Origin of the sequence: Neogemmobacter tilapiae (assembly GCF_014652215.1) — a bacterium.
Taxonomy (GTDB): Bacteria; Pseudomonadota; Alphaproteobacteria; order Rhodobacterales; family Rhodobacteraceae; genus Neogemmobacter; species Neogemmobacter tilapiae.
Genome location: NZ_BMYJ01000017.1, coordinates 1 through 14,070, shown reverse-complemented (window position 1 = coordinate 14,070; position 14,070 = coordinate 1). Strand labels below are relative to the sequence as shown.

The 14,070-nt window shown below is 64.7% G+C and carries 13 protein-coding genes and 3 pseudogenes; 10 read left to right on the top strand and 6 right to left on the bottom strand.

Annotation, left to right across the window (positions count from 1 at the left end; all coding sequences use genetic code 11):
- Nucleotides 1-228 (top strand): annotated as a pseudogene (locus IE095_RS18505) (recombinase family protein); the annotation flags it as partial.
- Between the two features lie 60 nt (nucleotides 229-288).
- Here the strand turns inward: IE095_RS18505 and IE095_RS17940 are convergent.
- Complete coding sequence (locus IE095_RS17940) at nucleotides 289-687, bottom strand: type 1 glutamine amidotransferase family protein (protein WP_229804929.1); 399 nt, start codon at nucleotides 685-687, stop codon at nucleotides 289-291.
- On the opposite strand from IE095_RS17940, the gene IE095_RS17935 reads away from it, so the two are divergent.
- Both IE095_RS17935 and IE095_RS17930 read left to right on the top strand, forming a co-directional pair.
- Nucleotides 635-1,387 carry a YcbK family protein gene (locus IE095_RS17935; RefSeq protein ID WP_189413606.1) on the top strand — a complete coding sequence of 251 codons (753 nt, stop codon included), beginning with the start codon at nucleotides 635-637 and terminating at the stop codon, nucleotides 1,385-1,387. The two genes, IE095_RS17940 and IE095_RS17935, sit on opposite strands and share 53 nt — an antisense overlap.
- Complete coding sequence (locus tag IE095_RS17930) at nucleotides 1,384-1,641, top strand: hypothetical protein (RefSeq protein ID WP_189413602.1); 258 nt, start codon at nucleotides 1,384-1,386, stop codon at nucleotides 1,639-1,641. The genes IE095_RS17935 and IE095_RS17930 overlap by 4 nt, the downstream gene beginning before the upstream one ends.
- A 191-nt stretch (nucleotides 1,642-1,832) precedes the next feature.
- Here IE095_RS17930 and IE095_RS17925 read toward each other — a convergent pair whose 3' ends face one another.
- Both IE095_RS17925 and IE095_RS17920 read right to left on the bottom strand, forming a co-directional pair.
- Nucleotides 1,833-2,306, bottom strand: coding sequence for a DUF411 domain-containing protein (locus tag IE095_RS17925; protein WP_189413599.1), 474 nt, complete (start codon nucleotides 2,304-2,306; stop codon nucleotides 1,833-1,835).
- 119 nt (nucleotides 2,307-2,425) lie between these two features.
- The gene (locus tag IE095_RS17920; RefSeq protein WP_229804934.1) at nucleotides 2,426-4,855 is read right to left on the bottom strand and encodes a heavy metal translocating P-type ATPase; all 2,430 of its coding nucleotides are present in this window, start codon (nucleotides 4,853-4,855) and stop codon (nucleotides 2,426-2,428) included.
- Between the two features lie 237 nt (nucleotides 4,856-5,092).
- Between IE095_RS17920 and IE095_RS17915 the strand changes: the two genes are divergently transcribed.
- From IE095_RS17915 to IE095_RS17895, 5 genes are all read left to right on the top strand, one after another.
- A complete protein-coding gene (locus IE095_RS17915; protein ID WP_189413595.1) occupies nucleotides 5,093-5,290 on the top strand; it encodes a heavy-metal-associated domain-containing protein in 198 nt (65 codons plus the stop codon).
- Between the two features lie 98 nt (nucleotides 5,291-5,388).
- A complete protein-coding gene (locus tag IE095_RS17910; RefSeq protein WP_189413593.1) occupies nucleotides 5,389-5,805 on the top strand; it encodes a hypothetical protein in 417 nt (138 codons plus the stop codon).
- Nucleotides 5,802-6,296 carry a CopM family metallochaperone gene (gene copM / locus IE095_RS17905; RefSeq protein WP_189413591.1) on the top strand — a complete coding sequence of 165 codons (495 nt, stop codon included), beginning with the start codon at nucleotides 5,802-5,804 and terminating at the stop codon, nucleotides 6,294-6,296. The genes IE095_RS17910 and copM overlap by 4 nt, the downstream gene beginning before the upstream one ends.
- A gap of 120 nt (nucleotides 6,297-6,416) precedes the next feature.
- Entirely contained in the window at nucleotides 6,417-6,815 is a 399-nt protein-coding gene (gene cueR, locus IE095_RS17900; protein ID WP_189413589.1) for a Cu(I)-responsive transcriptional regulator, read from the top strand.
- A gap of 225 nt (nucleotides 6,816-7,040) precedes the next feature.
- Nucleotides 7,041-7,442, top strand: coding sequence for a c-type cytochrome (locus IE095_RS17895; RefSeq protein WP_229804926.1), 402 nt, complete (start codon nucleotides 7,041-7,043; stop codon nucleotides 7,440-7,442).
- A 16-nt stretch (nucleotides 7,443-7,458) separates the two neighbouring features.
- Here the strand turns inward: IE095_RS17895 and IE095_RS17890 are convergent, their stop codons facing one another.
- Together IE095_RS17890 and IE095_RS17885 are read right to left on the bottom strand one after the other, a co-directional pair.
- Nucleotides 7,459-7,932 (bottom strand): class I SAM-dependent methyltransferase, encoded by a 474-nt coding sequence (locus IE095_RS17890; RefSeq protein WP_229804925.1) that lies wholly within the window; start codon nucleotides 7,930-7,932, stop codon nucleotides 7,459-7,461.
- Nucleotides 7,933-8,081: 149 nt separating this feature from the next.
- Nucleotides 8,082-10,400, bottom strand: coding sequence for a heavy metal translocating P-type ATPase (locus IE095_RS17885; RefSeq protein WP_189413612.1), 2,319 nt, complete (start codon nucleotides 10,398-10,400; stop codon nucleotides 8,082-8,084).
- A gap of 248 nt (nucleotides 10,401-10,648) precedes the next feature.
- Between IE095_RS17885 and IE095_RS17880 the strand changes: the two are divergent.
- Nucleotides 10,649-11,071: pseudogene (locus IE095_RS17880) on the top strand (VIT1/CCC1 transporter family protein); the annotation flags it as partial.
- A 36-nt stretch (nucleotides 11,072-11,107) separates the two neighbouring features.
- Here the strand turns inward: IE095_RS17880 and IE095_RS18770 are convergent.
- A pseudogene (locus IE095_RS18770) lies at nucleotides 11,108-11,713 on the bottom strand (DUF4357 domain-containing protein); the annotation flags it as partial.
- A gap of 330 nt (nucleotides 11,714-12,043) precedes the next feature.
- On the opposite strand from IE095_RS18770, the gene IE095_RS17870 reads away from it, so the two are divergent.
- The gene (locus IE095_RS17870; protein ID WP_189413609.1) at nucleotides 12,044-13,981 is read left to right on the top strand and encodes a heavy metal translocating P-type ATPase; all 1,938 of its coding nucleotides are present in this window, start codon (nucleotides 12,044-12,046) and stop codon (nucleotides 13,979-13,981) included.
- Nucleotides 13,982-14,070: the final 89 nt, after the last annotated feature.

The window sequence follows — 14,070 nt, the reverse complement described above, 5'->3', positions numbered from 1 at the left end:
GCCGCCCTGCGCCGTGCGGGCAAAGGCGGGTCCGCCCTTCGCGCCACCGTCACCGCCAATGCCGAGGCCTTTGCGCAAGACTTGGCTCCTGTGCTGGCCGACATTCGCGCCGACGGCCACACCTCCCTGCGCGCCATTGCCGCCGAACTCACCCGACGCGGGATACAGACGAGGCGCGGTGGGAAGTGGCAGGTGTCCAATGTGATGGGGCTCGTGGGGAGAATTTAGAGAATGATCTGGTAAACCGGCCGAAGCCCTAGTCCTCCCGTCAGATAGATCTTTCGAAGTTTAAACTGGCAGTTTCACTTTGACCTCACGCGCCCATTCGCGGGTGGACAGCTTGGATATTAGGTCGTCAACCCTCTTTTCCAGCCCAACAAAGAACGCATCCTGCTGTGCCCCCGCCTTGTCCAAAAGGGCCAACGCCTCTTTGGTGTGGCCGATCGCCTTGCAATGGGCATAAGCGTCCGACACGAAATCGAGCGCCGCCTTTTCGCCTGTCAGCAATTTCGCCCCATCTTCCGACAACACCAATGCAACGCCGTCAAACAGAACCGAAGGCGCGCCGTCGATCTTTTCGTCTGCCGCCAGGTGACTGCCATCGGCCAAAACAACCCCACCCAGCTTGGGCGCGATGATTTTGACAGTCACACCTGCTGCCTTTGCAGACGTTTGCAGATCGGCCACCACCGCCGCATCCGCCCCTTCACTGACCAGCAGGCCAAGACAACGCCCCTTCCGTGAAGTCCCGCAAACCCTCTGGCGCTGGCCGAACTTCTCGCCCGCCGAAATCGCCTGCCGGGGCACGGGGCAGATCAAGCTGCACCCGGAAGCGCTCGACAAGCTGCAGGCGCTACGCGACCGGCTGGGAAAGCCGCTGATCGTGCGGTCTGCCTATCGCAGCCCCGAACACAATCGTGCGGTCGGCGGGGCCAAGTCGTCGAAGCACATGGACGGCACGGCTTTTGATATCGCCATGTCGAACCACGACCCGGTGGCGTTCGAGGCGGCAGCCCGCGAGGTTGGGTTCCTCGGCTTCGGTTTCTATCCGCGCTCGGGCTTCATCCATGTCGACCTCGGCCCGGCGCGTCAGTGGGGCGAGCGGTTCCCGGTCTGGGCGACGGCGTTCGCGGCAGAAATTCCGCTTGCGCGCGAAGTGCTGGCCGACAGCCGCACCATTAAGGGCGGTGGCGCGGCAGGCGTGGCCACACTCAGCGCAGCGGGGGTCGAGGTTGCGCAGAGCGTGCTGACGGAGACGCAAAGCGCCGTCCTGCCGCTGATCCCGTATCTCGACACCTTGCGCTGGGTGTTCATCGCCGTCGCGCTCGGGGGCATCGCGGTCACGATCTACGCCCGGCTCGATGACTGGATGCGGGGGCGGCGGTGATCGGCGGACTCTTGGCCACGCTCGCCGGATCGGCACTGGCGCGCGCGACGCTCCGCTACGGCGCCATCGCGATCACGGTGGCCTTGTTTTTGTTCGCACTGAGGCGGTCTGGCGAGCGAGCGGGACGTTTGGCGGAACGCCTCAAAACCACGGAGAAGGCCAATGATGTCCAACGCCAGATGCTGGAGGCTGCGGCTCGCCGTCCTCGCGATCGCGACGAGCTTGCTGAGCGGCTGCGCGACGGTGAGTTCTGACGAGCTGGGGTCAGTGTCCTGTCCGCCCGTCGTCGAGTACAGCCGCGAGGTCCGGACGCGGGCAGCGGTGGAACTCGAGCTGCTGCCAGAGCGGTCGGTCGTCGCCGAGATGATCGCCGACTACAGCGTCATGCGGGATCAGGCGCGCGCTTGCACTCGCCTCTGACGGCTATCGACTGGCTGCTCGGAACTCAGGCTGCGCCATAGCTGGAGAAAACTTCGGTCGCCCCATTGCGCCGGATCAGGAACACCTCGTACGCCTCGCGCTCGGTTTCCGGGCCCATGCCGGGCGACCCGTAGGGCATCCCGGGCACGGCGAGACCGATGGCGTCCGGGCGTTCCTCCAGCAGCCGCCGGATATCGGCGGGCGGAACATGACCTTCGATCATGTAGCCCGCGATCCTGCCGGTGTGGCACGAGGCCATTTCCTGCGGGATGCCGTTGTCGAGCTTGTAGCGGGCGAGCAGCGTCCCCATGCTCTCCTCGACCGTCACCTCGAACCCGTCGGCCTGCAAAATCTCGACCCAGGCCGAGCAACATCCGCAATTGGGATCCTTGAGGACGTGGAGCGCAGACCCTGGGGCGGCCATTGCGGGGACAGCACCGGCAACCGAGGCAGCGCATGCGCCCAGCACGAAGCCGCGTCGGGAAAGTATCAGTTGCATTTCTTCCTCCGTTTCTCAGACGTTCTCTGCAGCGCTGCGGGTCATGTGTTTCCGACGTTCTTGCCTGTCTATCGCAGACAGCCAACCCATGCCATGCGGCAGCACTTCTCAGTTCCTCATCATCGGCCGACGTCAGCCATCGGAGCCCGGAAGCGCTTCAGCCTCAGCGCATTGCCCAACACGAACACGCTCGACATCGCCATGGCACCGGCCGCCAGTACCGGCGACAGGAGCCACCCGAAGGCGGGATAGAGCGCACCGGCTGCAACCGGGATGAGCGCGGTGTTGTAGGCAAAGGCCCAGAACAGGTTCTGCCGGATGTTCCGGATCGTCGCCTTCGACAACGCGATCGCATTCGGAACGCCCTTGAGGCTGCCCGACATGAGGACGACATCGGCGGCCTCGATGGCGATGTCGGTTCCGGTACCGATGGCGATGCCGACATCCGCCTCGGCCAACGCGGGCGCGTCGTTGATGCCGTCCCCGACATAGGCAAGCCCGCCAAACTGGCGCTTCAGCGCCCTGACGGCCTCTACCTTCCCGTCCGGCAGCACCTCGGCCACGACCTCGTCGATCCCGAGTTGTCGTGCGATGGCTTGCGCCGTGCGCCGGTTGTCACCAGTGATCATCGCTACCTTCAATCCGAGATCGTGCAGGGCTCGGATGGCCTCCGGCGTGGACGGCTTGATGGGATCGGAGACGGCGAGGATCGCTGCGAGCTCGCCGTCGACAGCGGCATAGAGCGGCGACTTACCCTCGTCGGCCAGTCGCGCGGCAAATGGAGCGAATGCACCAACATCGAGCCCGAGCTTCTCCATGAACCGGTCGGCACCGACCTCGACGCGGCGACCGCCGACATCAGCGCTGACGCCATAGCCGGTCATGCTATCGAACCGGGACAAATCGGAAAGCTTCAGCCCGTCCGCCCCGGCGGCTTCGACGATGGCGCGCGCGATCGGGTGCTCGGATTTCGTCTCCACCGAGGCGACCAGCGCGAGAACCTCATCGCGGGCATGACCACCGGTGGTCTCAAGGTCGGTTAGGGTGGGCTTGCCTTGGGTTAGCGTCCCGGTCTTGTCGAGCGCGACCACGCGGGCGTCCTTGAGCGACTGCAGCGCTTCGCCCTTGCGGAACAGCACGCCCATCTCCGCGCCGCGCCCGGTTCCGACCATGATCGACGTGGGCGTGGCCAGCCCCATCGCGCAGGGGCACGCGATGATCAGCACGGCGACGGCATTGACGAGCGCGAAGGTGGTCGCAGGCTCCGGGCCGAAGATCGCCCAGACGAGGAAGGTGAGCGCGGACGCCGCCATGACGGCAGGCACGAACCACAGCGTCACGCGATCAACGAGCGCCTGGATGGGAAGCTTGGAGCCCTGAGCCTCCTCGACCATACGGATGATCTGCGCGAGCATCGTGTCGGCGCCGACCGCGGTTGCGCGGTAGGTGAGCGCACCAGTCTGATTGACGGTACCGCCCACCACGGTCGCGCCAGCCTGCTTCGCGACCGGCACCGGCTCGCCGGTGATCATGGCTTCGTCGACGAAGGACGCGCCCTCGACGACCTCGCCATCCACGGCGATGCGCTCTCCGGGGCGGACATCGACAAGATCCCCTGCAACGACGTCGCCAAGCGCCACCTCGACAACCTTGTCATCGCGGCGGACGCGGGCCGTTTTCGGCTGGAGACCGACAAGGCGCTTGATCGCTTCCGAGGTCCTGCCCTTGGCCCGAGCCTCCAGGTAGCGCCCGAGAAGGATCAACGTGACGATGACGGCAGCCGCCTCGAAATAGACGTTCACCGTGCCTGCGGGTAAAAGCTGCGGCGCGAATGTCGCCACAACCGAGTAGGTCCAGGCGGCAAGCGTGCCGACCGCGACCAGCGAATTCATGTCCGGCGCGGCCTTGATGAGCGCCGGCAGGCCGATCCGGTGAAACCGCAGGCCCGGCCAGAACAGCACCACTGTCGTCAGAACGAACTGCAGGTACCAGCTTTCGCGCATGCCAATGGTGGTCATGACGAGGTCATGGACGGCTGGGATCAGGTGCGAGCCCATCTCCAGCACGAACACCGGCAGCGTCAGCATGGCCGCGATGGCCACGTCGCGACCCAAGGCGGCTTGCTCCGCCTGCTTGCGGGACGCATGGGCCTCGTCGTCTTCGTTCCCGTTTACCGTCCGAGCCTCATACCCCCCAGAGGAGACTGCTGCGACGAGATCGCGATCAGTGACTGTGCCGGAAGTCGAAAGCGAAGCACGTTCGGTCGCCAGATTCACGGTGGCGGATGCGACGCCCGGAACTGCGAGCAGCGCCTTTTCCACACGCGCCACGCAGGACGCGCAGGTCATGCCATCGATGGCGAGCGTGATCGATCGGCCTAGAACCTCATAGCCTGCGTCTTCGATCGCCTGGATCAGCCTGGCCTGATCGACAGGCTGGACCAAGGTTACATCGGCACGCTCGGTGGCGAGGTTGACCGTCGCCTTTCCCACGCCTTCAACACGGTTCAAGGCCTTCTCGACTCGCCCGACGCAGGACGCACAGGTCATCCCGACGACCGGTAGCGAGACAGTGGCGAGTCTTGGTGTCAGGTTGGAAGCGATCTCGGCGCTTCCTGTCGCGTGGACGTTCATCGTCAACTCCATTGGCGAGTGCTGTTGGAGCTCTTCTGCTCTTTCCAGTCACTGGAAGGTCAACACCCGATTTCGTGTTGATGTCGCCCCTTGACCTTCCACCAACTGGAAGCCCCATCTTGAAAGGTAAGCAGAACCCTTCAGGAGAGTGCCATGCAGTTCCAGATCGACAACATGACGTGCGGCGGCTGCGCCAGGAGCGTCACCAAGGCGATCCATTCGGTCGATCCGCAGGCGAAGGTCGACATCGATTTGCCCCAGAAGCGGGTGACCGTGGAGTCAGGCGTCAATCGATCTGCTGTTGCGTCCGTGCTCGAGGGCGCCGGGTTCTTGCCTCGCCCTGCGGCATGACGCTCGGCCAATAGCTAGAAGCAGCGCCAAGAGGAACGCGCTTACTTGAAGCGGGTTGTAACTGCTGAGTAAGCGTCTTCCTTGGTGGATAACCATTGATGAAAAAATCAGCGCGGATTTGGAACATGGCAATGGCAGCGTTATTAGCGCTGTCATTCGCCTTCATCTGGCCGCCTGCCAACTTTGGCTCCCCATCACCCAATGATCACACAGCGCAAGTGGAAGCCCATACTCACCAGGCTCATGCCAAACCGAGCGACCAGCACAGCCTTCTCACCGTTCAGATGGACGCCGACTGTGATGTTGCGACATTAGGCTGTTGCATGATGGCTCATTGCTGTCCGGGGATTTCAGTCGGAGCGCATGAAATTACCACCGTTTCGGCCAGCGACGAGACGACGGCTGCGACGCCGGTGCCGGGCTTGGGAAGCGATCCTGGGGTGATCCTCCCCCCTCCGCGACGTCTGTGGCTCCGATCGCTCGACAAATCATACATTCAGGAGAAATCAAGATGACTATCGCAAAGACGATCCTCGCCGCGGCTGTCGCCGCTACCGCATTCTCAGTTCCCGTCATGGCGCAGGACGCGGAATTCCAACTCCCCGAGCAGTGCACGACAGCGGCTGCCTCGGGTGGCATGGACCACTCGGCCATGGGACATGGGGGCATGCCCGGCAATCAGGGCGGCGGCATGAATGCGGGCATGATGGAGATGATGGGCATGGGAGGCATGGACCTCGAAAGCATGCCCGAGCATGTCCAGGAGAACATGCGCAAGATGATGATCACCATGCCGGCCATGCACGAAGGCATGATGATGGAGGATGCCGACGTGGCCTTCGCCTGTGGAATGATCGCCCACCATCAGGGCGCCATCGACATGGCTGAGGTGTTGCTCGAGCACGGCGACGATCCGCAGATGCGCGCGCTTGCCGAGGAGATCATCGCGGCGCAGGGCCCCGAGATCGAGCGGATGACCACTTGGCTGGCTGAGAACGCCAACTGAGACCACAGCGGCCGCGCGGTGCAGACCGCGCGGCCACTTCTGTCCGCGCGCATCGAAATCACTTGAGCTTCCAGCGGCTGGAACTCTTATGTTGGCGGGAGCAACTATGGAGATGCCGCCATGAACATCGGAACAGCCGCCAGGCAATCGGGCCTTGCGCCCAAGACGATCCGCTACTACGAAGACATCGGTCTGCTGACCGCCGACCGGGCTGCCAACGGGTACCGCGACTATTCCAACGAGGACGTCCATCGGCTGCGCTTCGTCCAGCGGTCCCGTAGCCTCGGGTTTTCAGTCGAGGAATGTCGGCAGCTGCTCTCCCTCTATACCGACCGCGACCGCGCCAGCGCGGATGTGAAGGCGATCGCCACCGAGAAGCTTGGCGAGATCGACCGCAAGATCGCGGAACTGACCGGGTTGCGGGAGATGCTCGGGCATCTTGTCGAGAATTGTCACGGCGACGCCCGCCCTGACTGCTCGATCATCGACGGGCTCTCGGGAAGGTCGCGCGACCACTAGGACTTAGGAGATCGGAACGATGATGGGCGACGGCATGATGTGGGGAATGGGGCTGTGGGGCGTGGTGGTCGCCATTCTCGTGGTGCTCGTCGTTGCGGCTCTGGTCAAATACGTCTTCTTTCGCTGATGGCAGAGTCGTGGCGCATTCGGGGGCATCGGATGCCGGTCAAGCCTATCTTGCCCGACCTACTTCTGTTGCCCGCATTGTCCGCGTTAATCGGGCTCATGCCGCTTCCGGCCGCGGCGTTCCTCCACGCCTCCGAGACCGATACCGGTGCCGGGCGCGAGCTTTACGTCGAGCACTGCGCGGCCTGCCACGGCGCCGATCTGGAGGGACAGCCCAACTGGCGCAGCTCCGACGCCAACGGGCTCTATCCGGCGCCGCCCCATGACGAGACCGGCCACACCTGGCATCACGATGACGCGATGCTGATCGACTACATCACCCGAGGCGGTCAGGCCGTCCTGGACGACATGGACGTGACCTTCACGTCGGGCATGCCGGGCTTCGGTTCTGTTCTGGACCAGAGCGAGATCGAAGCCATTCTGGACTACATCAAGTCAACATGGCCCCAGCACATTCGCGACGCGCAGGCGCAGCGGTCGATCGCGGCCGGTGCCGATTGACGGTTTCCCGCACCCGTCAGACTTTCTGGAAAAGCCCGTAGTAGAACCGCTGCACGCTGCCCCGAGGCGTGCGGTGCGCGTGGTTCAGCGATCTGACGAGCCGATATCCGCTGCCAAGCCGTGTCGAAAGCAGGGCCGCATCGTATCGAGCGACCGGTAAGCCGCTGCACGAGGTCGGACCTTCGAGTGCGAACGTGCCGATGATGGCGTGGCCGCCGGGGACGAGGGCCTTGTTTATGACTTTCAGATAGGCTTCCTGATCCGAAGCCTCGGTCAGGAAATGGAACGCGGCCCGATCGTGCCAGACGTCGAAGCGGCCGGAGGGCTGCCAGTGCAGGACGTCCGCCACCACCCATTCGATCGGTGCATCCGGCGGTAGCCGCGCGCGCGCCGTGCGCAAAGGCGGTTTCGGAGAGATCGAGAACCGTAATGCGGCGGAACCCCTGGTCCAGCAGGCAATCCACCAGCCTCGATGAGCCGGCACCGACATCGACGATGGCCGCATCCTTGCTCGCGCCGGTCTCGGCGATGAGGTCGAGCGATACCTGCGGACGGTCCTCGAACCAGCTTGTCTCGGCCTCCTCCTTGCTCCGGTAGACGCCTTCCCACCGGTTCGGGTCTTCGGACATCGTCACCCCTTCACAGCTCGATCCGACGCAGTCGCAGCGCGTTACTGATCACCGAGACGGACGACAGGCTCATCGCCGCCGCCGCGATCATCGGGGACAGCAACATCCCGGTGAGCGGGTAGATCAGCCCCGCCGCGACCGGCACGCCAAGGGCGTTGTAGGCGAAGGCGAAGAACAGGTTCTGCTTGATGTTGCGCAGGGTAGCGCGTGCCAGCTTGCGCGCCCGGACGATGCCCATCAGGTCGCCCCCCAGCAGGGTGATGCCGGCGCTTTCCATCGCCACGTCGGCCCCTGTGCCCATTGCGATGCCGACATCGGCGGCAGCCAGCGCGGGCGCGTCGTTCACCCCGTCACCCGCCATCGCGATCTTGTGGCCGTCGCGGCGCAACTGGTCGATGAGGTCCTTCTTGGCCTCGGGCAGCACGCCTGCGCGCACCTCGTCGATGCCGAGCCTGCCCGCCACCGCCTGCGCCGTGCGCTCGTTGTCGCCGGTCGCCATGATCACCCGCAGACCCTGAGCGTGAAGTTCCCTGATCGCTTGTGCAGTACTCTCCTTGATCGGGTCGGCCACCGCCACGATACCCGCAAGCGCGCCGTCGACCGCGATGAACATCGCCGTCTTGCCGTCGGCGCGCAGGGTGTCGGCCTTTGCCTCGGCCGCCCCCGTGTCCAGCCCCATCTCCTGCATCATCGCGGCATTGCCGAGCGCCACCGCGCGTCCCCCGACACTGCCACGCACGCCCTTGCCGGTGACGGCGTCGAAGTCGGTCGCTTCCAGACGCGGGGCGCCCTGCGCTTCCGCCCCTTCGACGATCGCCTCCGCCAGCGGGTGCTCCGAGCCACGCTCGAGCGCTGCGGCGAGCGACAGCAGGTCGGTCTCGGTGATGCCCGCAACCGCCACGGTATCCGTTAGCTTCGGCTTGCCCATGGTCAGCGTGCCGGTCTTGTCCACGATCAGCGTGTCGACGGCCGCCATGCGCTCTAGCGCCTCGGCGTCCTTGATCAATACGCCTGCCTGCGCGCCGCGCCCTGCAGCCGTGGTGATGGAGATCGGCGTCGCCAGCCCCAGAGCGCAGGGACAGGCGATGATCAGCACCGACACCGCGGAGGCGATGGCAAAGACCAGCGCGGGCTCGGGGCCGACGGTTAGCCAGACGATGAAGGCGACGATGGCGATGGCGACCACGGTCGGCACGAACACCGCCGACACCCGGTCGGCCAGCCCCTGGATCGGCGCGCGCGATCGGCGCGCGTTCGACACCATGGCCACGATCTGCGCCAGCACGGTGTCGGAGCCGACCTTGCCCGCCTCGATCACCAGAGAGCCGTTCTTGTTGATCGTGGCACCGGTCACCGCATCGCCCGGGCCCTTTTCGACCGGCATCGACTCGCCGGTCAGCATGCTCTCGTCCAGCGACGAGCGTCCGTCGATCACCACACCGTCGACCGGGACCGCATCGCCGGGGCGGACGCGCAGCCTGTCCCCCTCCATGATGTTTTCCAGCGGCGCGTCGTATTCCGTGCCGTCCGGCAGGATGCGCCGCGCGGTCTTGGGCGCGAGGTCCAGAAGGGCACGGATCGCATCTCCGGTGCGTTCGCGTGCCCGCAGTTCCAGCACCTGGCCCACGAAGACCAACGCCACGATCACCACGGCCGCCTCGTAGTAGGTGCCGACGCCATGGCCCATCCGGTAGGCATCCGGAAACACGCCAGGCAGGAAGGTTGCGACCAGCGAATAGAGATACGCCGCCCCCACGCCGAGGCTGATCAGCGTCCACATGTTGGGCGACCGGTTCAGTACCGAATCCCAGCCACGCCGGAAGAACGGCAGGGCCGCCCAGAGGATGATCGGCGTCGCCAGCACGAACTCCAGATAGCTCGCCGTCTGATGCCCGACCCAGTCGCGCACCGGCAACGCCACCAACTCACCCATCGTCAGGATGATGAGCGGCACCGCGGCGGCGGCCGAGATCCACATCCGGCGGGTGAAGTCGGTCAGTTCCTCGCTGGGCTCGTCCGAGGGCACCATCGGTTCCAGCGCCATACCGCAGATCGGGCAGGACCCCGGCGCATCGCGCACGATCTCCGGATGCATCGGGCAGGTGTACTGGACGTTGGCCGGAACAGCTTTCTTGCGGCCTGCGGCACGACCAGAGGCGTAGAACCAGGGATCGGCCTGGAACTTCGTCTGGCACTTGCCCGAGCAGAAATGGAAGTCCTTTCCGCCGAAGGTTTCCGATCGGGTCTCCGGCTTCAGGGTCACCGTCATGCCGCAGACAGGGTCGATGGCCGTTGGACCAGTTCCAGGCGCATCGTGGTGCGTCGGCATTTCGTCATCGGTGTGGGCGTGACCTCGGTGCGGATCGACGGTGGACATGGTGTTCTCCTTTCGCGGACGGTGCCGCGCGAAGGCCAATGCAGGACCCTCAGCATCAATGTGCTCCTTCCTGTCACTGGAAGGTCAAGTGCAGATCGTACCGTGACGGGGTATCGCACGACGAAGCCGGTCGGACATCGTCACAAGATACCGCTATAGTAACGCATGAGCGCGATTGCGGCTTGGAAAGATTTTCTCTGATGAGTCGTCTGTCGCATTCAGAAATCCACATGGTGCATCGCATCGGCTGGTTGCGCGCTGCTGTTCTCGGGGCGAATGACGGCCTCGTTTCAACTGCGAGCTTGGTTGTCGGGGTCGCCGCGGCCGGATCTGGTCGTCCCGAAATCCTGATCGCCGGACTTGCCGGCCTCGTCGCCGGAGCGATGTCGATGGCGGCCGGCGAATACGTCTCGGTCAGTTCGCAGACTGATGCGGAACACGCCGACATCGCGCGCGAGACGCGGGAATTGAAGGAAACTCCCAAGGCGGAGCTGGACGAGCTGACCCGCATCTACATGGCGCGGGGGCTTGATGAGGGCCTCGCCCATCAGGTTGCGATCCAGCTGACCGCAAAGGACGCACTTGCCGCTCACTCGCGTGACGAACTCGGCATCTCGGAAAGCTGATGTGAAACTGTAATCGCTCGCGAATACCAGCATGCTGGCGTCAACGCGAAGGACGCCCGACTTCAGAAGCGTCTCCCGAAGCGCGAGAGTGCCCTTGGGGATAGTAGGCGTTGTGCGTGCGCGCGCCTTGGAACCTGCCTTTACGACGAAGTCGCCCGATTGAGAGATCATCATTTCCGCAGAAAAGCCTTCCCCCCTGAATAAGAAAACCGGGCTCGGGTCGTCTGCCGTCGTAGTCAGTTGCTCCAGTGGCTCAGCTGCCCTGCCGCGCATCTCGCGGAAAAGATCCCAACCAAGCGCACCAACAAGTGTCTTGGTCTTCAGGACGTCGAGGATGAAGCCTTCCTCGATCGCTTGGCGCATTGTGTAGCGATGGGCGGGTTTGCCGTCGCGCCCGAATACCTTGAGCGTCTTGTGCTTCGGCGTAGCAGTAAACGCGAAGAAACTGAGGTTTGCCTGCCTGCCGCGTTTCGCCATCGACCGATACAGCTCGTCCATGTCGTCTTCGTCGTTTGCCGACATGGCTCGCGCAGCCTCTTCGCGAAGGCCCTGCCCGCCGAGAACTTCCTTCAGGTCGGTTGCGGTCTCGCCGCCCTGCGAGCTGTGTGCCTCATCGATGATCACCGCACACCGGCGCATCTTCAGCACGCCTCCCGAACATGTCGATGGCGTCGTCCATTCAACCAAAGGAGAAGGCGACGCTGCCAACGAGCACTTCGACGGAAAGACGACCGAAGAATAGCTCAATCTTGCCGACTCTGTCGGGAACCGGCATTAGTCTCACTGACGGGTGCTAGCGGCGACCGTCATCGACCTTCATGATCTCGTCGCCACAGCGGGGCGGCGAGCGATGCTGTGCCCGGGATCACAGTTTCGGCATGAGAGCCTGCGCCGCGATCAGGAGATGAAGTGGGAAAAGCACTCGAGATCGATCGCTCGTTCGTTTTTACGGCCCTGACCGTCGCGGGAATGCTTCTAGCCGTTCTTGCGCTTTGGCCGCTGCAGGGCGACGTCGCCGCGTTCTTCTCGTTGGCTGGTCTGTCGCTCGTTTACCTCGCAGGCGGACTGCCGGCCGCCTGGCGGGCGGCCGCCACCTTGTGGGAGGAGCGGATCCTCGACATCGACCTCTTGATGGTCGTTGCAGCGGTCGCGGCTGCGGCCGTCGGGGCGCCTTTCGAGGGAGCCGTTCTGCTGACGCTGTTCAGCATCTCGACCACGCTGGAGGACCGGGCACTCGGCCGCGCGCGCCGCGCTATCGAGGCTCTGATGGAGCTCCGTCCAGAGACGGCGCTGCGCAAGGCGGCGGACGGCGCGGTTTCCGAGATCCCTGCGGCCGATCTCGAGGTGGATGACGTCGTGGTGCTGCGGCCCGGGGCGCGCGTTCCGGCGGACGGTGTGATCGTCGCCGGCCGTGGCTCGCTTGACGAGGCAAACATCACAGGCGAGTCGATGCCCGTCGCCAAGCAGCCGGGCGCCCAGGTCTTCGAGGCGACTGTCAATCTCGACGGCGTGCTTGAAGTGGCGGTGACGAAGACTGTCGAGGAGAGCACGGTCGCCCGCATGATTGCGCTGGTGACGGAGGCGCAGGCTGCCAAGGCTCCGTCGGAACGGTTCAGCGCATGGTTCGGACAGCGCTACACGGTTGCGGTGATGGTGGGCGCCGTTCTCGCCTTCGCCGCCTTCTACTGGCTTGGTCGCGACTGGGAGGAGGCGCTCTACCGCTCCGCGACCTTGCTGGTGGCGGCAAGTCCCTGCGCGATCGTCATCTCGGTGCCGGCCGCGATCCTGTCGGCGCTGTCGGCGGCCGCTCGCGGAGGCGTGTTGTTCAAGGGCGGGGCCGCGCTCGAGACACTGGCGGCGGTCGATACCTTCGCCTTCGACAAGACGGGAACCCTGACGACCGGCCAGGCATCGGTGACGAAGGTGGTGGCGCTCGAGGGCGATGAGCAGCGCTTCCTCTCGTTGCTCGCGGGGCTCGAGGCCCATTCGGAACATCACAGCGCGGCCGCCATCCGGCAGGAAGCCCTCAGCCGCGGTGTGGAGCCGGCTAAAGTAACCAACGTGGTCACTCGACCGAGTGCCGGCATCGTTGGCGATGACGGCGAGGGTCAGGTCTGGGCCGGCAACCCTCGCCTCGTTTTGCAGATGAGCGCATCCATCGATCACCCGATGCTGAAGACGCTGGCTGCGGATGCCGAGACGGTCATCTATTTCGGGCGGGATTCGCGCGTGATGGGAGCTGTCACAATTGCGGATCAGGCCCGCCCCACCTCTGCGTCGGCGCTCGCTGCGCTCCGGGACGGCGGGGTCACGCGGATCGTCATGATGACTGGCGACCGCCGTCCGGTGGCCTTGCGGATAGGCGAAGAGCTTGGCCTGAGGCCCGAGGAAATCCACGCCGACATGCTTCCGGAGGACAAGGTCCGGATGGCTGGCGAACTGGCTGGCCGCGGCAAGGTCGCCTTCGTCGGCGATGGCGTCAATGACGCAGCGGCCCTGGCTCGCGCCGATGTGGGTATCGCTATGGGCGCCGCCGGGTCGGACGTCGCACTGCAGGCGGCGGACGTGGCTCTTCTTTCGGAGGATATGGGGCGTCTTGCGGAAGCCCATCGCCTGGCGCGCCGCACCTCGCGGATCATCCGGCAGAACCTCGCCTTCGCCATGGGTGCGATGGCGATCCTTGTCACGGGCGGCCTGTTCTTCGAGCTTCCCCTACCGCTCGCCGTGATCGGTCACGAAGGCGGAACGGTTCTGGTGGTGCTCAACGGCCTGCGCTTGCTGAGGGACCCTATCAGGCGCGGCAAAGCCAAGCCAACGTCACGAGATCAGGTCGCGACGGCCGCCAGCATCGTTGCTCCCGTCCAACGGCATGCCTACCGCAGGAAGATCCCGCGGCGCGCCGGTTGAACGCGACGACTCTCCAACTCGTTTCCGACATGGAGATGGGGTGGATGCCGCTCTCACCCTGACGGCATCGCGATGTGCCATACTCGTGG